This window comes from uncultured Slackia sp. (assembly GCF_959608125.1).
Classification (GTDB): domain Bacteria; phylum Actinomycetota; class Coriobacteriia; order Coriobacteriales; family Eggerthellaceae; genus Slackia.
This window is the reverse complement of the sequence record NZ_CAUHPG010000004.1, coordinates 81,509-98,798: the sequence shown is the minus strand read 5'-3', so window position 1 is coordinate 98,798 and position 17,290 is coordinate 81,509. Positions and strand designations below refer to the sequence as shown.

Sequence of the window (17,290 nt, the reverse complement as noted above, 5' to 3'; positions counted from 1 at the left end):
GGTGTACTTTTAGGTAAGTGTTTCATTTAATATCCTTCCTTTTCAAAATTAAAAACCTACCCATTGCCTGCGACGCTCTTAACGCTCGGACTGTGGCTGTAAGGAAGTATCATTGTATATTTTGCGTGTCGTCGCCCGCAAGCCGCTACACTTGCTTTCCGGCGCGGTGTTGGTCGCTCGGCTGTCCGGGCGGGGATAACCTCACCCGGATAGCGTCATGGCGCACCCGCCGTATGGCTCGGCGCAAAAGGAACGTATCCGATTTGCCCTATGCTGCGCCGCCGTTATCTTGCGCCGCTTTCTTTGTCAAGGTTCAGAATGGCTTTGCTGCCGCGTCAGCAGCGGAACGGAAAAGGGGGAGAGAGAAAGCGTCCCGCCGCCGCTGCGGTTTATTCCTCTGCCTTAAAGGTGAGGACAGCCATCATCAGTTTTGCTTGCAGCCGTTCCCGAATGTCGTGGTCTACGCCAAAATAGACGTTCCCGCGCTCGTCGTACAGCTTCCGCATGGAGAGGCGGGCTATGTAGCCGCTGAAATGCTGCAAGACAATCTTCATAGCGTCCGGGTCGCCCTTTGTCGCTGCCACAATGACAGGATAAGGAACAAGGGCATTTTCCGGGTAGCCGGGTTCGTTACCATTCGTCCCATTCATCAGCATTTTCCTCCAGATATTTTCTTAATTTCTCAAAAGAGCTTGTCCGCCTGTACTGTATCGTGCTTCTCGACGTGTTGAACAGCTCCGCAATCTCGGTGTCGTTCATTCCCTCGAAATAGTACAGGAGTACGGCTTTGCGCTTTTCTTCCGGCAAAGTACGGATTGCTTCAAGAAGCAGCTTCGGCGTGATTTTCTTCCCGGCTCTTTCAAAGGCGGTTTCCCCTTTGAAATATTCATCAAAGGTATGAAGCTGCCGCGCTTCTTCTAAGGTCAAGTCGGAAAAGGTAATCTCCTTTGCCTTATGCCTGTGCAGCTCTTTGTGAGCGTCACACGCTTCATTGTACAGTACCGTATTGCAAAACTTCTGGAAAGCGCACTGTTTTATAAACATTTCTACCTATGCTTAAGCTCTTTAAGAGGTGCCGAATTGAGTCAAGAGATTGCTTTATACAAATCAGAGTTGTCGACTGTTGAGAGGCAAATTATCGCAGCCATGCCAGCTGACGCGGCGGATTTCGACACGCAATTCGATTCCGATCTAGATGCTAGTGATATTGCATATTCGCTTGCGATTGGTTTGGTTGGAGTTTTCATTTCCACCAACGCAGATATTGAAAAGTGGTTGGCGTCAGTCCACGATGCGGCATCTGGCAAAAAGGGGGAATATAACATCATCCAGCAAATGCTTGGGTCCCTGCTCTTCCATCAGGGTGATGCGCTGGATGTGTTTAAGAGCGGAGAAGGTTTTGTTGCGCGGAACGGCGAGAAGGCTTACGTGATGTTTCACAGACTTCTGTTTGGGCATGACGTACTAGCCACCGGCAAAGGATTAATGCCGTTCAATCCGTTTACGCTGATGTTTGAGCAGCAGGGATTAGCGGGCGTGCTTCAAGCTGCACGGCATCTAATTGCCGACACCATGTCGAAACAAGGGCTTCCCGTCCCAGGAAGCTCGTATTTCGATATCAATCGCGAAGATGGAAAACCTTGGAACAAGATTATCGATTGGGTGCAGGAACTCTCAATCGAGTCTTGCGGGGATAAGAAGCTTCAGCAGGACATTTATTCACATATGTTCACGATACGCGCTCAGGATATTGCGGCGGGTGGATTGGTCGCGGTGCTCGACAATGCGTATTACCTTGCCAGGCGAATAGATGACCCCATAAGAAAAGCTCAGATAGAGCTGGTGAGCACCAGCGTCGCATTCTTTGGGCAGGCGGCTGTCGGTGCCTCTAGGCAAAATGGCGTACCGTATATCAACAATGCGATGGTTCCCCAACTTGCCAAAGCCTACGCTGGACTTTTCGCATCGAGCATGAAGAGGACCTATCAGCTCAGAGAAAAAACCAAGGAGTTATGCAACTCCGCAGATGAGCAAATCGCGAGACACGAATTGATATCTGAGCAACTTCATTCGTCGTTGGACTCGCTTGATTCGAGCAATGCGGCAGCAAACGTCTCTAAGCTAATCAACTACCTGGAGGACTGATGAACATCCCTCAGCAAATACCTCAGAAGATAATCGTACCTATGGTGGGCGTGTTGGCAGGCATTTTTGGTTTCGGAGTTGGCATGCTTGCCCGTCAGCCGGAAATCAATGTTTTGCATAAGCAGGTTAGGCAGTTGCAGGCCAAGGCTGAAGAACTCGAAGAAACCGTCCGAGCTCAAAACGATGAATTATCCGGTCTCTTCCAGCGATATGAAGCGCTCAAGGCGTGGAATTTGTTTCAAAGAAGCGAACTGCGTGAACAGATTAAGCATAGTCTGACGTTCCAATATGCTGTGAATGATTTCTTCTCCCTGATGTTTGAGCGATTGGATACGGGACGAGACTTCACTAAGGACGAAACGGCTTTCTACCATGCTATGTCGAATATGCTTGATGGAAGAGATCTCAACGCTGAGCAAATGGAATGCATAAAGCAATACGTCAACGCCAGTCATGAGCGACAAGTGGCGCGACTAGAACCCTGCGATAGCTCCGAATTCCTGAAGAGGATACGGGAGTTTGAAAGCAAGGACGACGAAGGATTCTTCAAGCTTCCCGAAATTAAGCTACCGGAGTTCAAGATGCCCGAAATCAATGTTCAATTCCCTTGGGATGCCAAACGCAAGGATGCAGATCAAGAGTAGAAGTGCATCATTCAGGGACCCTCAATAACGTAACAATGACGCGCTTGTAGCTGGTCCAGAAGCCGCAATGGCCGCCACGGGCGTCTGTCGCGGCGGCTCTCTGTACCTATTCCTAAACTCAGCCTCTTATTCGACTGCATAGACGATGGTGCGCTCATGGCCGTTCCAGAGGCCGTAGCTGCAGGTGACGAAGGCATGCACGCTCTCGGGATCGGTCGCATTCGAGTCGAGCACCATGTCTGAGCCCTCGAGCGTTTCCTCCCACCACGCAAGAAAGTCCCTCCTATCGCCGAAGCCCAGCCTCTTAAACTCGTTGTAGGTGTCCACGACGTCCGCAGCCGCAACATGCAGCCGTTTCTTCTCCTCTGGCGTCTGGAGCAGGATCTCGCAGTGATCTTGCGCGAATGCCTTGTCCGAGTAGCTCGCCATCGCGGCGAACATGCTTCCGTCGTCCATGTGGTGGCCGAACACCATGGCAAGGGGGCTGTCGAACCCCTTCTCGGCACAATCCGCATCCAGGTAAGGACAACCGTAGAAGTTCCATTTTCGGTAAACATCGTGGCTCAGGTAGTAGGTCGGGTCAGACGCAGGCGCCTGGCAGATTGGCAGGTCTATGCCGGTTCCGGGGACGGTTATCCAGCCGATGGCATCGGGATTCTGGCTCTTCCAATAGTCCCAGTCCACAGCAGGGAAAGGATCGTCCTTCTCTTGCTCGATGCTGGCCACGGGCGAAGGGTCGACGCGGCCGGCGGTTTCAGAGAACTCCAGGAGTGAGAGCGCTAGCGCCAGACCGGAGAGGGTCAGGGCGAGGCACGCCGCGAAGGCGACCCTTGCTTTCGTCGCAGCTTTCATATTCCTCCTATCAGATGAAAGGAGGCGACCAAAAGGCCGCCTCCAATTGGCTTCAGGACGAGCGATTAGGACTCGTCGGTTTCGCTGTCAGCGTCCTCGTCCGATTCGATGGAGGCCTGCTTGCGCTTGCGGATCGCGTAGATGCCGCAGGCGGCGCCCGCTGCGATCAGGATGACCACGGCCGCGAAGAGCATGGTGGTGTCGAAGCCGGTTTTGTCGTAGCCCTTGCCGGGCTCGTCAGGGACCTTCGGGGTGTCTGGGTTGTCCACCACGACGGTCTGGCCATCGTCCTCGATGTCCTGATGGACTGCGATCACGTTGCCGTTGACATCGAGGCAGTCCTCGAATGCCACCAGCTCAACGCCTTCCTCGATCTTGGAGGCATCGAACTCGAAGGTGACGTCAACGGTTCCGCTTGGCTTGTCGGGGGTGAACTCCGCCGTTGCGGTCACCGGTTTGCCGTCGGCGTCCTCCAGCGCCAAGCCGGTGGACTTGACCATCAGCGTGCCGTGGGCGGTGTAGGTCTCGCCAGGGACAAGGCCCTTGTACTCGATGGTGTCGGTCAGCTTCACCTTGCCGGAGACGATGACGTGGTCGCCGTCGCTGGCATCGACGAGGGTGGTGCCGATCTCGACGACGGTCACGGTCTGGCCCTCGTCGGAAGGATCCTCGTGGGAGGCGAGCTGGACATCTGCGGAGAAGAGCTTCTCGTAGACCACGAGGCTCTTGCCGCCAAGGCCGGTGCCGTCGAAGGCGATCTCCACGACATGGGTTCCGTCGGCTTCCTCGGGAATGAAGGTCGCCGTGCCGGTCACCTGCTTCTCGGCGAGGCCTTCGCCCATGGTCACGGGCTCGCCGGTCTCGGCATCGACCAGGGTTGCCTCAAGCGTGTACTCGGTACCAGGGGTAAGGCCCTCGTAGGAAACCTCGTCGGAGATGACGATCCCCGTGCCGGTGACGAGCTTGTCGCCGTCGGCCTGGTCGGTGGCGGTGGTGTGGATGTCGACGAAGTGGACGGTCTGGTCCTCGTCGCTGATGTCGGCGTGCACTGCGACCTCGATGCCGTCGGAGACCATGGATTCGAAGGCGACGATGTCCTCGCCCGCGAGCAGGCTGCCGTCGAAGGTGAACTCGAGCTCGACCTCGCCGGAAGCGGTCCTTGCCTTGAAGGTGGTTGTCGCGGTGACGGGGTTGCCGTCAGCGTCGAGCAGCGGCTCGCCGGTGGACTTGACCATCAAGGTGCCGGTCAGGGTGTACTGGGTGCCGTCGGTCTTGAGGTTCTCGTACCATACGGTGTCTACCAGGGTGACCTGCTCTGCCGCCTGAGCGACGTGGTCGCCGTCCGCCTTGTCGGTCTCCTCGGTCTGGATCTTCGGGCCCTCCTTGTCGTCGAGGCTCATCCACACGGGCTTGGCCGCGGTGGAGTCGCGCTCGATCACGAAGGTCTTGGTCACCAGGTCGTAGCCCTCGTTGGAGTCGCTGCGGAGCTCTTCCAGGAGGTACTTGCCGTAAGGGAGCGCGGAGAGGCCGTCATCGACGGCGGCGTTGGAGCCGTCCTCGCCAAGGGAGAACCATACGCCGGCCCTAGGATCCATGTCGGCTGCCTTGATGCTCTCCGAGGAGAGCAGGCCGTCGTTGCCGTTGGTGTTGTCGCTGTGCCTGTTCCAGGAGGAGGCCGTGGAGACGTTGCCGTTGCGGTCGGTCACGAGGACGTGGGACTCGCCGGTGGAGACGTTGGTCACCTTGAAGGCCACCTGCAGGGACGCGTTGGTGTCCTCGGCCATCTTCACGATCTCCAGGTCGTTGCGGACCACCTGGTCGGAGAACTCCAGGGGCCTCTCGTGCCTGTCGCCTGCGACCAGCACGCCCTCTGCCCTCACCTGGAAGGTGCGGGGCGTGCCGTCGGTGAGCAGGTAGGAGTCGTTGGTCTTGGTCTCCTGGATGGTGTAGGTGCCGTAGGGAAGCTCGTCGGCAGCGGTCTGGGCGGTGTATGCCCCCACTTCGTCGTTCCATGCGGTCGCGATGGTCTCGATGACGTCGCCGGGCTCGAACCACTTGTCGCCAACGAGGACCTTGTGCTCGGATGCGTTGGCGATGGTGAACTCGATGCCGGAGAGGGTGGATCCGGTGTCGAGGGCGTCATGGGAGTTGCCGCCCAGGGCCTCGGACGCCTGGAGCTCGACGTCGGACTTGGTCACCTGCACGCCGCCGCGGATCACGTCGTCGTCGCAGGGGCTGCCGGTAAGGTCGACGACCTGTCCGTCAGAATTGATCTCGGCCTTGGCGGACCAGTCGGACACGAGGTAGCCCTCGGGTGCCTCGGACTCGACCACGGTGTACGTGCCGCAAGGCAGCGCGTTGGAGGCAGTCTTGGCGATATACGCGCCGGCGTCACCGTCCCAATGCCCGGTGATGGTCTTCACCACCTCGCCGCTTGCGTAGTAACGGCCGTCGACGAAGGCGTACTTGCCGGAGGAGTTGACGATGTCGTACTTGGCGCCGCTAAGCGTGGCATCGCCCTGGGGCTCGGCCCCTGCCTGAGAGTCAACCTTGGCGACCTTCAGGCCTCCCTTGTCCCAGGTGAAGCTCATGAGCACCTGGGTGCCGGGGCCGGTGTGGATGCAGAACGCCTCGAAGCCGGTCGAAACCTTTCCCTTGCTTGCCTTTATGGACTTCCAGGTGGTGCCCAGAAGCTCGCCGCGGGCCCAGTCTTCGAAGTCGCCGCTGGTGCCGAACACGGCATCGGCCTTGGAGTCCTGGTAGGCATAGGACAGGAGCACGTGGCTTGCGACGATGTACTTCTCCGCGCTCCAGCCGCTGCCGTCGTACCAGGAGTCGGGGAACATGGATGCGTCGAATCCCGGGGCGCCGTAGCTGAACCACATGGTGGCGATGAGGTCGGGGTCGCTCACGCTGCTTTTGCTGTACGTGCCCGGGGACGGAGTGGCGGCAGACGGGTCGGCGCAGTACGCGACTTCTCCGTCGGCATACATGTGCGTTGTGGAGTATCCCGCGTAAGGGATGTCGTCGCCGATTGTGACGTTGACGCTGCCCGCCGCGAATGCGTTGACGGGCGTCACCACGCAAACGCTCAACGCCAAAGCGAGGCTTATGGCCACGCGGACGATCTTGGAGGAGACGATCCTCTCCGCTGTCTTTGCTTTCACGGCCCCTCCTTAGAACGGGATGTCTTCGCGGGCCATGCGGGCGTTGGCGCGGGCTGCGGCGTTGCGGCCGAGCCTCTCGCTGCCGTCGCGTGCCGAGCGTGCGCGGTCGGCGAGGCTCTCGAGGTACTCGGTCCGGTTCTGCTCGATCGCATCCCTGATCTGGGCGGGCATCACCTTGACCACGTCCTTGACCTCTACGCCCTCGTCGTTGACGACGGGCTTGCCGTCCTCGTCGAGGATGCTCCTGCGGAGCCAGACCTCGCACTCGGTGAGGAGCGGGATGTCCCGGTAGTCCTCGCCGCGGTATCGCGACTCGTTGACGAACAGCGGGCTGAACTGGTAGTAGCTGACGTCGTGCCCGTCGATGACCGTGCCCTTGGGCAGGGTCACGGAGTTGAAGGTCCTTATCTCACCGGTCCTTCGGTCGGTGTACTCGATGTCCGTGCGAACGAAGTTCTTGTGCAGCGTGACATAGGTGTTCTTTGGTGTTTCCTGGCTCATGCGAGCCCTCCTTTACGTCTAGTGCCGGCATGTTGTGGAAGTGCCGGGGTTCTTGGGTGCCAAGGGCTACCTGCCCATCCGATGTCCCTCCCTTCTCCTGATCTGCTCGACCGCGGGGACGTTCTTGGCGCGCTGCGCCCTGGACGAGAGGCCCTCGTCAAGGAGCAGCGCCCTCTCGAACTCTCCGTAGCCGATGCGCTCGATGTCGTTTGGTTCGTACCCGAGGTAGGCCTCGGCGGCGTCGACGAGCTCCTCGGCGTCGGAATAGCCCCAGTTGAAGCCGTTCATCACCTCGGTCCACCCGCCTTGTCGCCTGGCCCACAGGGAGAACGAGAAGCCCAGGGTGTCCGCTCCGGTCGGGTCTGGTGCCGCATGGGCCTCCAGGAGCAGGCGCGATCCGTCCTCTGGGTCGTTCATCATCCATGCCGCTTCCGGCGTGGCCCCGCTGTTCGGTTCGTACAAGTTCTCTTTCCTTTCTCTTAGAATCCGCTAACTATGTCTCGAGCCCACGCTCCGCTCTTCACGAGCGAGAGGATGAGCAGGATGCACATCGCCAGGTACTGCAGCGCGTACGTGAGGCCGTTCGCGACGGTGTCCACGGGGGTGCCCGTGCCGGGGTTCGCGCCGGTTATCCCTCCGAGGATCACGGGGAAGGCGATCAGGAGGATGACGATGATCAGGCCTGCGATGCAGACGGCGGTGAAGTTCTTCAGATACCCGACTCCGATCTGCCTGGTGTCGTCCAGGGCCATGAAGGCAAGCGGGATGGGGCTGAACGCCGCCATGATGTAGAGCTGCAGCGCTCGAGCCCAGCACACGACCAGGGCGACGATGTAGGCGGCCAGCACCACCACCCAGCTGATGAGCGAGACGATGAGCATGGCCAGCAGCGCCGGGATGTCGTCGTCGGTGGTGACGATGGACACCGCCGCAAGGTCCAATGCGCCGCCGGTCCCGAACAGCGCCATGACCCTGTCGATGGCGATGCCAATCACCTCGTAGATCGACTGCATCAGCTCGAAGCTGTGCTGGATCAGGAACAGGAACACGGCGAAGAAGACGAGCAGGAACACGACCTCCTTGACCCCGGGCATCGACGCGTTGCCGTCGACCCTCTGCGAGATCTGGATGAGCTTCACGGTGAACACGAGGGAGAGCACGCCGCAGCCGATGGGAAGGATGGCGACCCTCCACACGCCGTGGGCGATGTCGTACATCGACACGCTTCCGGAGGTGGTCAGCATCGAGCTGAAGTCGGCGCCGAGGATGCCGTCGTATCCGATTCCCTTGAGGACGTCGACCTGCTTGGAGAACATCCAGTTCGCGGCATCCCTCAGGAGCTCCGCCAGCCAGTTGTTGATGTCCCCGGCGATGTCGGCGTAGGCGCTGTGCGCAGGGACTAGCAGCACCGTGAGGAGGGCGAGAGTCATCGCGAAGGCGATTTTGAAGCGGCGGTCACCGATGGCTTTGTTGACGATGGACATGTGCATCACATCGCGGAGATCTTGCCCGTCTTGCCGTCGATCGTGACGGTCACGATGGTCGCGTTGGGGTCATCGAGGGTGAAGGTCGAGCTGGTCCTGTCGTTGTTGGCGTCGATGTAGATCTCGCCGTCCCAGCTCGCGGTCTTCGCGTACGGGCACTTCGCGGTCACGTATCCCTGCAGGCACTCGGCGATCTTCGCCTGGTCGATGCCGGTCAGGATTGCCAGGTATCCGACGTTTCCCGTGATGCCGAGCTCGACGCTCTCAGGCGCGTCGATGGTGTAGGACGCCGCAAGCTTGAAGGAGTCGCAGGCGATCACGAGGCTGCCGTCGCCTGCGACGTCGACCCTTATGGTTGACGGGGACTGCGTTGACGTGAGGCTGTCGCTGACCCAGATGGACTCGGAGAAGCCGCTCTCGTCGGAGGTTGACTTCTCCGGCGTCCAGTAGGTGATCTTCTCCTCGTCGCCGGACCTCTCGACGAAGGCGCCGTTCACTATGGACATGGCCGACTTGCCGTCCTGGGAGGTCCACTGGGTCCCGAACAGCTTCTCCAAGCTGTCCTTTGCCTCCTCGGCATCGACGCTGGCGGCCTCTCCCTGCTCCTGGCCGGGTTGGTCTTGCTGGCCGCTGTGGACCATGGTGCAGCGTGCGCATCCCGCCCCGATGAGCACGAGAAGGGCCACGCATGCGAGCGCGGCCATGGCCTTGCTCTTCCTTTCCATTCCTTGCTCCTTTCTAGTGACGCGCCGTAAGGGCGCATGTGAAGTAGTTGACTCCCGTCGCGATCCTGCACACGTCGCCCGTGTGCGGCTCGTGTATGTACTTGTCGCCGCCGATGTAGATGGCGACGTGGCCGTACTTGTAGAGGATGTCGCCGGGTTTCGCCTGGGATATGGGTATCTGCCTCAGCTCCTCCTTCTGGTCCTCCGTGTAGTGGCTGATGCGAATGCCCGCCTGCCTGTAGCAGTACTGCGTGAGCCCGCTGCAGTCCAATCCCTTTCCCGGGGTTGATCCGCCCCAGACGTACGGCACGCCGAGCTGGCTGTATGCGGCGGCGACGATGGTGTTGCCCGCCTCCTCGCCGGCTTTGAAGTCCTCTAGGCTCAGCCCGTCGAAGCGCCTGAGGCCGTAGGTGTCCATGATCGACTTCAGCGTCTCCACGTAGCTCGAGTCCGTGGCCCAGCCCGCGTCCTTGAGGCCCTCGGCCATCTTGTCGGAGTCGTGGTTTGCCATGGCCTCCCTGATGAGCGGGTTGTTCGCGTACCTGCCTGCCTGGAGGAACACGCGGCTCCTGAAGCGGATGCATTCCGCATCCTCCTTGAAGACGATGAACTGGGCGGTGATCGTGTAGTGGCTGCCGTCTGCCGCCTCTTCGCCGGTCGCCCAGGATGACTTTCCCGCGACCTCGGGAGCGGAGGCGTACGATGAGGCCCATTTCATGCCGAAGAGGTTGTGGTCCCTTGTGGCCAGCTGGCTCATATGGTCGCCTTGTCCGCTCTCGCAGATGATCTGGGCGATCGTGCAGCCTGCGGGGTGCCCGTACTTCTCCTGGGCGTCCAGGGCCGCCTCGACCATCTCGTAGGTGATGTACGGGGGGAGCCCCTCCATCGCCTGCTTGTTGGCCTCGTTCTCCCAGAAGCCGAAGAGCGCTGAGACAATTTGTCCCACTAGCAGGGCGCCCAGCACGAAGGCGACGATTCCGGCCACCACTCCTGCGACGGGTATTCCGGCGCTGGCGATGGCCCCTGCGACGCCCGCGGTTCCCTCGGCCGTTGCCGCTGCCGCGGCAGCCGACGCGTTCGCGCTGGCGACCTGGGTCCCGACGGCCTGGGCGGACATCTCCGCGGAGGCGCCGGCGGCTGCGTCTGCCGAAGCCTTCGTCGCGCCTGCGGCTCCGTTCGACTTGGCGCGCATCTCCGCGGCCTGTCTGTATGGGTCGGCTGCGGCCTCGGCTTTCCCCGTTGACTTGGGGACCGTTCCCTGCGAGCCGGCATTCTCCGCCGACTTTGCGGCCTTGCCCGCCTTGCGCGATGCTAGCCTCCTCCTGATTGCCCTGCCGCCCTCTGCCGCATCGTAGACGTCGCGTGAGCCCTCCAGCTCGTCCGAGTCGTCCAGCTCGTCAACGAGCGAGGCGGCGGCCATGCGCCTGAGGCCGAGGCCCGCTGCTGTCTGCTCCGTGGCGTCCTTGGCCGGCACGCCGACGCCGCTTCCGACGACGCCCTCGCGGAACGCATCCCCGCCGGAGACGACGCCGGAGTTGAGGAGGTTCTTCCGTTCTCCGGCTACCACGTCGTGCATGGGGTCCCTTTCGGGCGATCGCGTCATCGGGCGGACCTTCCTCCGCCTCCGAGGGCGTTGACCTCGGAAGGCTTGGTCGTCAGCAGGTCGTAGATCCTTCCCTTGGGCAGCTCGTTTGTGATCGGCATCCTGGCGCCGCCTGCGACCAGTAGGCCGTCGCCGGGCTTGATTCCGTCGTCGATGTAGCGGACCTCCTCGTCGGAGAGGTTGAGCGTCTCCGCCCAGAGGTCTCGGTCGACGGTGGACTGCTTGTGGAGCATCAGGTAGTCGGAGTTGAGGATCATCGTGGAGCCGATGTCGCTTCCCAGCATGAAGCTGGCGTTCTGGGAGAGTCCGGTGGCTACGAGGCCGAACTTGCGGCCCTCCGCCCAGAAGCTCTCGAAGTACGCGATGACGGCCGGATGCTTGAAGAGGCTCTGAACCTCGTCGATGAAGAGCCAGGTGGTCCTTTTCTCGGCGAAGTTCTGGTACATGCGGTTGCGCACCTGCTCCAGCGCGGTCAGCATGCCGAAGACCTTCATGTCGGAGTTCAGGTCGTGGAGGTCGATGTTCACCATCGGGGCGTCGAGGGCCACGTTGGACCTTCGGTTGAAGAACGAGAATGAGCCCTTGACGTGCCGCTCGTATCGCAGGGCGATGTCTCTGGCAGCCGCCTCCGGCTGCTCCAGGAGGAGGTCGTAGAAGTCCTCGAGCACCGGGGTGCCCTCGTTGCCGGCCCTGCGGTAGGCCTCTTCCACGCACCTTGCGATGATGGACCGCTCCGCCTGCGTGAGGCCCTGGTTTCCCTCCGCCATCATCGATGCGGAGAGCGCCAGGAAGGCGTCCACCTTGAAGGCCTTCTGGAGCGGCTCGTTAAGGGATTCCACGTCCTTCGTGTCGAAGGGGTTCATGAACTGGCCCGAGTCGGCTGCGAGCCTGATGCTCACGCCGCCTCCCGCCTCTGCGACCGGGCGTCCCTCACCGGTAGGGTCGATCCAGATTCCCTGGGCCTTGTCGCCGTAGAGCATGCGGACCTGCAGCCAGACGCTCTTCTGGGCGTTCGACTTGCCCGTGCCCGGCGTTCCGAAGTCGAATCCCATGGGCGAGGGCAGGGATAGCCTGTCCAGGATGGCCAGGGTGTTGGTGATCTTCGACTGTCCGAGGTAGATGCCGCCGGGCTGGTTGATCTCCAGCGATGCGAAGGGCATCTGCATGGCGATCTGGCCGCTGGTGAGGAGCCTGGTCACGTCGCACTTGTTGGTGGCGAAGGGGAGCACGGAGCCCCAGCCCTCCTCCTGGCGGTAGTAGAGCTTCTCGACGGTGAGCGCAGAGCCCCTTGCGGTGGAGATGATTCTGTCGATTTGCTCGTCGAGCTCCTCCTCGCTCGCCGCGTAGGTGAACACGTAGCCGGCGTACTCGAAGAGTCGCTCGTTCTTGTTGCGCAGGAAGTCCAGAAGCTCCTCGGCGTCCGCGCGCGAGTAGCGAAGGGCCGTGGAGGTCTGCGTGAGGATGATTCCCTTGTTGGCGGCTCGGCTCTTCTGGCCTCGCTCCTCCATGTCCATCCAGTCGATCTTTCCCTGCACCATGTCGATGGCCTTGTCCTGCGGGATGGGCCTCAGGTGCAGCGAGACGGAGAGCGGGATGGGGAGGTCGACGATGCTCGCGAGGCAGTCGTCCATGAGTATGGATCCGAACGACCTGATGGCCATGACGCAGCACCATGCGTCGTCGGCCCTGAAGGCGTCGTTGCGGCCGTTGGGCTTGAAGTCGACGGACATGGGCGCCACGAAGTCGAGGCTCCGCGCCGTCGGGCACTGGGACAAATTGTCCCAGTCGAAGTCGAAGGGAGAAAGCGGGCTCAGCAGGCCGCGGGCTATCCTGAGCCTCTCCGCGCCCTTCACGGGCTCCGACTTGCTCTTGATCCTCGCCAGGGCCTGCGTGCAGTCGTTGCGCATGCGGGCGAGCTTCGGGATTGCCGAGTCGATGTCGTCCGCCTTGGTGGTGAAGGTCAGGTACCTCTGCCTCTTCAGGTTCGAGACGCCCTCGCGCATCTTGTCGTTGAGGATGCGGTTGTACTCCTCGACGTAGTCGTCCAGGCAGGGGTCGCTCTTTGGGAAGAACGTCCTGTTGCCGATCTCCTCGGCCGGCACGGGCTCGTTGGTGATCGTGACCTGGACGCTGGTGTCCGGGTTGAAGTAGTTGTAGAGCGCGCTCATGGTGCTGTAGATGTTCTCGCGGGTGTCCTTTCTGGCGCACTGGTAGGTGATGTCGCCGAACTGCACCATCTGGCTGAAGAGGCCTGGCGCTACCTGGGCGACCCCGTTCTCGAGCATGAGCTCGTATCCGCAGAGGTCGATGGTGCCCTTCTGCCTCTTCTGCTTCTCCTTCTTCTTCTCAGGGGCGCCTTCGACGCCCTTCCTACGCTTCTTCAGCAGGCTCATAGAGCTCCGCCCCCTTTCGGTAGGTTCTCTTTCTTTCCTTGCGGGTCAGCTTCTTCGGTTCCAGGGCCAGCGGCATGTCCGCGCCGCTGCGGTGGCTGGGCGTGAATTCGTAGTGGCGCTTGGCCATGTGGTGCCTGGCGACCAGCGGCAAAAACCTCTCGAAGGGCATGCCGTGGGGCTTCCAGAAGCCGGCGAGCCAGAAGGGCAGCGTTGCGAGCATGATGGGGAACGTCATGTCAGAGGGGTCTATGGCGAGCCAGAGCCACGAGGCCAGGGCGACGAGGACAGCGGTCGCGAATCCTCCCGCAAGGCAGACGCAGGTCCTGATGGACATGTCCCCGAAGAGCTTCTGCTCATACTCCCCGATGTCCTTCTGGATCGGGATGTGGAGCTTGTCGTCGATCAACCGGGGCCTCCTAAGCCGGCATCCATGAGGTGTCGAGCTGGCCGAAGTAGACCGCGGCGGCGATGATGATCGCGCCGCCGGCGATCGTCGCGATGCCAGCCTCCATGCCCTCGCCACCGCCTCCGCGGTTTCCGATGGACCTGCCGAGCTGCACCGCTCCCCAGACAACGAGGAATCCGCCCAGGAACGTCACGCAGCCTGTGACGAGGGTGATGATCTTTGCAAGCATGTGAATGCCTCCTTTGCGTCTTTGGCGCCGAGGGTGGAAGGGGCGCCTTGTGTTGCGTGATAAGATTGCAGTGCGGAGCGCGCGAGCGCTCCTTTGCGTCTAGGCGGCGGCAGCCGCGCCGAGGGTGGAAGCTCGACCCGGCCTTGTTGCCAGAGGCATTGCCGCTGCCGTTTCCTTGCTCAGAGATCACCCCCTCATCCTGTTTGCATACGCTCCGAAGTCGAAGGGCGTGCTGTGCTTGGCCCCCTTGTGCCCTGGCTCGACCTCATCCCACCGAGGATGCTGCGCCGCGTCGTACTTGTCGTCCTTGAACGGGTAGGTGCCCGCTATGAGCAGCAGGGCCTTCCGCCTTGACAGGCGGCCCACCTCGTCGGGTAGCATCAGCGGTCGCTCGAATATGGTCCTGTTCACGGTGGTCGACTTGTTGGCGCCCTCGGTGTCGTTGAGGGTGAAGGAGACGATGGTCTGGTTTCCTAGCATCTTGGAGATCTCCTCGTTGGTGCCGTAGAGCGTCGACCCCAGGAAGAGCGTCGTGTCGCAGCAGGCCCTGATGGACAGGGCCTTCTCCTCGCCGTAGGTTCCCTTCAGCTGCTCGAACGACTGCAGGATCATGGACATGGAGACGTTCCTGCTTCGGATGACGGCGATGAAGCGGTCGATGTCGGGCAGCTTGCCGATGTTGGCGAACTCGTCGAACACCAGGTGGACCGGGGTGGGGAGCTTGCCGCCGTGGTCGATGATCGCCGCGTCGCAGAGCTCGTTCACGGCCTGCCACATGAGCATGGCGAACAGGAAGTTGAAGGTTCCGCGCGTGTCTGGCATCGATGCGAAGACGACGGTCCTCTGCCCTGCGTCGCCCATCTTGTCCAGGTGGAGCTCGTCGTCTGCCAGGAGGTTCTGCACGTTGTCGGCCATCATGGGCAGGCACCGGGTGTTGCAGCTGATGATGATCGATTTGAGGGTCTCCCCGGCGGCGGTCTTGAAGCGCTTGTATGCGTTGAGGGCGAAGTCCTTGGAAGGGTCAGCGGGCTCTCGGACCTGCTCCCAGCGCACGGTGGAGCTCCCGTTGGTGAACGCCCGCGAGTTCTCGTCGAAGGGCCTCTCGTCGCCTGCGGCGACTAGGCGCTTGCCCGTCTCAAGCTCGTGGAACAGCAGGTCGAGGGGACTCATGTAGGATTCGTTTCCCTCGCGGGCCTCAGCCAGCGACAGCAGGGTGAGCATACCCGGGAGGTTCCTGTCCTCGGGCGGGCAGTGGTGGATCAGGTACGCGATGAGCGCCGTGTAGAGGAGACGCTCCGCGTTCTCCCAGAACGGGTCTCCCGTGTGCTCGGCGTCTCCGGTGGTGTTGGTGATGAGGCACTCCACGATGGCCAGCACGTCCACGTCGGTGCGCACGTATGCCAGGGGGTTGTAATGGCTCGAGGTCTCCATCCTGACGAGGTCGAAGTTGCGGATCCTGTAGCCTGCGGCCTCGAACATCCACCCTGTGGATTCTATGAGCGTTCCCTTCGGGTCGGTTACCAGGTAGCTGGCGTTCATCTGCATCAGCAGCGGAAGCACGTGGCTCCTGGTCTTGCCCGTTCCGGGTGTTCCGACGACGCAGATGTTGCGGTTGCGGTCCGTTTCCAGGTTGAAGTCGGACCTGGAGACGGGGATTCCGATGGAGCTTGTCAGCGGGATGTTCAGGTCCGGCTCGTCCTGGTTCATGAATGCTTTGCCCTCTTCGATGCTGCCCCAACGGGAGGAGCCGTGCTCCTCGCCGAGCCGGAAGGTCCCCCCTCGGAGAGCCTGGTGCACCCAGATGCCCCAGATGGCGCATGCTGCCAGCATTCCCGCCAGCGGTGCGAGAGCGTTCGCGTGCATGATCCCTCCGCCCGCTAGCCAAGCGGGCAGCTGCAGCAACGCCTCCATGGGATCAAGGGAGCCTCCCGGAAGGTCGAGGAGGCTCCCCACGAAGAGGAAGCCTGCGAGGGCTGCGCAGGCTGAGATGAGGGCGACTATCGCCACGGTATGTTTGTCGAAGGGCGTCAACGTCCCCTCGCTTGGTCGATGACCTCGCGGCTGCGGCCATGGGCGCGTTCCGCGAGCTCTGCCGATTTCCTGAAGGCCTCGACTCGGTCCTGGAGCGGCTCCTTGTCGGGGTCGCCAAGCGTTTCGCCGTCCCTGGCCGCTGCTCGGCCCTTTTCCTTGGAGAGCTGCTGCTCGGCCTTCTTGCAGGCCCTCGTGGTCTCCGTTGCCAGCTCGTCGAAGCATCTGGCGACCTCGGGCGCGTCGTCCACCCTGAAGATGAGGTACGACTTCTCGCCCTCGTCGAAGAATTCGTGCTGGAGCGCCTCGCGTTCAAGCTTCGAGTCGATGATCTCCTTGATGGTGTCGAACTCGGGAAGGTCTTTGAACTCATGCAGGTTCAGCTTCGCCCACTCGGGCGCCTCGCTTGCCTGCTCGACGCCTGCGGTGATTGCCGATTGCTCGTTTCCGATCTCGCCGACGGCGTTCCTGAAGGCCATGGAGACCCTCGCTGCGCTGTGGGTCATGGCGGCCTGCCCGGCCTCCTGGCCCAGGCGGAGCATCCAGTCGAACAGCTTCTCGCCGGATTCGTCTCCGAAGTCGCTTGGCATGATTCCTCCCTAGATGGACTGGGACAATTTGTCCCAGTCGTCAGCGTTTCTCTTTCCTTTGAGGTCGCGTGGATTCCGGTAGATCGCCAAGGCCCACGAGGAAGTACTCGGTGAATTCGATCTTGAACAGCCAGGTGATCTGCACCAGCTCGGTTGCCGACATGGCCACCTCTCCGCGCAGTTTCTTCCCGACGTTCGAGTCGCTCAGCCCAAGGCGCCTTGCGAGCTCGGTCGTCGACATGCCGCTTCGGTCCTTGTAGCTGTTGATCACCCCCAGGTACTGCCTGGTTATCGGGTCTAGGTGTTCCATCGCTTCCTCCATCACTCACGGCTGCGAGTTGCCGTAGCCGCGGCCCATACAGGCCCGGTGATGCTGGGAAGAGTAACGGTGCGCTTCATGTCTGTGGCGAAATCCGTCATGCGATGACGGAAACCCGTCACGAGGTTTCGGATCAGGCGGGCGCATCGCTTCGGGCAGCCTCTTGGCTGAACCCGCGCCTGTGCACAGTAATACAAGCATGAA

The 17,290-nt window shown here is 61.3% G+C and carries 17 protein-coding genes; 2 read left to right on the top strand and 15 right to left on the bottom strand.

Going from position 1 to position 17,290, the window contains the following annotated elements:
- Positions 1-389: 389 nt before the first annotated feature.
- Positions 390-650 carry a helix-turn-helix domain-containing protein gene (locus tag Q6E04_RS02490; RefSeq protein WP_002569189.1) on the bottom strand — a complete coding sequence of 87 codons (261 nt, stop codon included), beginning with the start codon at positions 648-650 and terminating at the stop codon, positions 390-392.
- A complete protein-coding gene (locus tag Q6E04_RS02485) occupies positions 631-1,044 on the bottom strand; it encodes an RNA polymerase sigma factor (RefSeq protein WP_303249229.1) in 414 nt (137 codons plus the stop codon). Before Q6E04_RS02485 ends, Q6E04_RS02490 begins: the two co-directional genes overlap by 20 nt.
- Between Q6E04_RS02485 and Q6E04_RS02480 the strand changes: the two genes are divergently transcribed.
- Together Q6E04_RS02480 and Q6E04_RS02475 are read left to right on the top strand one after the other, a co-directional pair.
- Complete coding sequence (locus tag Q6E04_RS02480; RefSeq protein ID WP_303249232.1) at positions 955-2,145, top strand: hypothetical protein; 1,191 nt, start codon at positions 955-957, stop codon at positions 2,143-2,145. The two genes, Q6E04_RS02485 and Q6E04_RS02480, sit on opposite strands and share 90 nt — an antisense overlap.
- The gene (locus Q6E04_RS02475) at positions 2,145-2,789 is read left to right on the top strand and encodes a hypothetical protein (protein WP_303249228.1); all 645 of its coding nucleotides are present in this window, start codon (positions 2,145-2,147) and stop codon (positions 2,787-2,789) included. Before Q6E04_RS02480 ends, Q6E04_RS02475 begins: the two co-directional genes overlap by 1 nt.
- 126 nt (positions 2,790-2,915) lie before the next feature.
- Here the strand turns inward: Q6E04_RS02475 and Q6E04_RS02470 are convergent, their stop codons facing one another.
- The 13 genes from Q6E04_RS02470 to Q6E04_RS02410 all read right to left on the bottom strand — a co-directional run bounded on the left by Q6E04_RS02470 (position 2,916) and on the right by Q6E04_RS02410 (position 17,077).
- A complete protein-coding gene (locus Q6E04_RS02470) occupies positions 2,916-3,641 on the bottom strand; it encodes a class B sortase (protein ID WP_303249227.1) in 726 nt (241 codons plus the stop codon).
- Between the two features lie 65 nt (positions 3,642-3,706).
- Complete coding sequence (locus Q6E04_RS02465) at positions 3,707-6,808, bottom strand: VaFE repeat-containing surface-anchored protein (RefSeq protein WP_303249226.1); 3,102 nt, start codon at positions 6,806-6,808, stop codon at positions 3,707-3,709.
- A 9-nt stretch (positions 6,809-6,817) separates the two neighbouring features.
- Positions 6,818-7,309, bottom strand: a complete 492-nt coding sequence (locus tag Q6E04_RS02460) for a DNA gyrase (RefSeq protein WP_303249225.1) — start codon at positions 7,307-7,309, stop codon at positions 6,818-6,820.
- Positions 7,310-7,375: 66 nt separating this feature from the next.
- Complete coding sequence (locus tag Q6E04_RS02455; protein ID WP_303249224.1) at positions 7,376-7,771, bottom strand: hypothetical protein; 396 nt, start codon at positions 7,769-7,771, stop codon at positions 7,376-7,378.
- A gap of 17 nt (positions 7,772-7,788) precedes the next feature.
- Positions 7,789-8,793, bottom strand: coding sequence for a conjugal transfer protein TrbL (locus Q6E04_RS02450; protein WP_157009600.1), 1,005 nt, complete (start codon positions 8,791-8,793; stop codon positions 7,789-7,791).
- A 5-nt stretch (positions 8,794-8,798) separates the two neighbouring features.
- The gene (locus tag Q6E04_RS02445; protein WP_303249223.1) at positions 8,799-9,518 is read right to left on the bottom strand and encodes a hypothetical protein; all 720 of its coding nucleotides are present in this window, start codon (positions 9,516-9,518) and stop codon (positions 8,799-8,801) included.
- A 13-nt stretch (positions 9,519-9,531) separates the two neighbouring features.
- Complete coding sequence (locus tag Q6E04_RS02440; protein WP_303249222.1) at positions 9,532-11,094, bottom strand: glucosaminidase domain-containing protein; 1,563 nt, start codon at positions 11,092-11,094, stop codon at positions 9,532-9,534.
- Positions 11,095-11,117: 23 nt separating this feature from the next.
- The gene (locus Q6E04_RS02435; protein ID WP_157004810.1) at positions 11,118-13,514 is read right to left on the bottom strand and encodes a VirB4-like conjugal transfer ATPase, CD1110 family; all 2,397 of its coding nucleotides are present in this window, start codon (positions 13,512-13,514) and stop codon (positions 11,118-11,120) included.
- Entirely contained in the window at positions 13,492-13,920 is a 429-nt protein-coding gene (locus tag Q6E04_RS02430) for a PrgI family protein (protein ID WP_303249221.1), read from the bottom strand. The genes Q6E04_RS02435 and Q6E04_RS02430 overlap by 23 nt, the downstream gene beginning before the upstream one ends.
- A 10-nt stretch (positions 13,921-13,930) precedes the next feature.
- Positions 13,931-14,149, bottom strand: coding sequence for a hypothetical protein (locus Q6E04_RS02425; RefSeq protein ID WP_123219280.1), 219 nt, complete (start codon positions 14,147-14,149; stop codon positions 13,931-13,933).
- A 186-nt stretch (positions 14,150-14,335) separates the two neighbouring features.
- Entirely contained in the window at positions 14,336-16,012 is a 1,677-nt protein-coding gene (locus Q6E04_RS02420) for a VirD4-like conjugal transfer protein, CD1115 family (protein ID WP_303249220.1), read from the bottom strand.
- Positions 16,013-16,176: 164 nt separating this feature from the next.
- Positions 16,177-16,767 (bottom strand): hypothetical protein, encoded by a 591-nt coding sequence (locus tag Q6E04_RS02415; RefSeq protein WP_303249219.1) that lies wholly within the window; start codon positions 16,765-16,767, stop codon positions 16,177-16,179.
- A 40-nt stretch (positions 16,768-16,807) separates the two neighbouring features.
- Positions 16,808-17,077 carry a helix-turn-helix domain-containing protein gene (locus Q6E04_RS02410; RefSeq protein WP_229087884.1) on the bottom strand — a complete coding sequence of 90 codons (270 nt, stop codon included), beginning with the start codon at positions 17,075-17,077 and terminating at the stop codon, positions 16,808-16,810.
- Positions 17,078-17,290 lie beyond the last annotated feature (213 nt).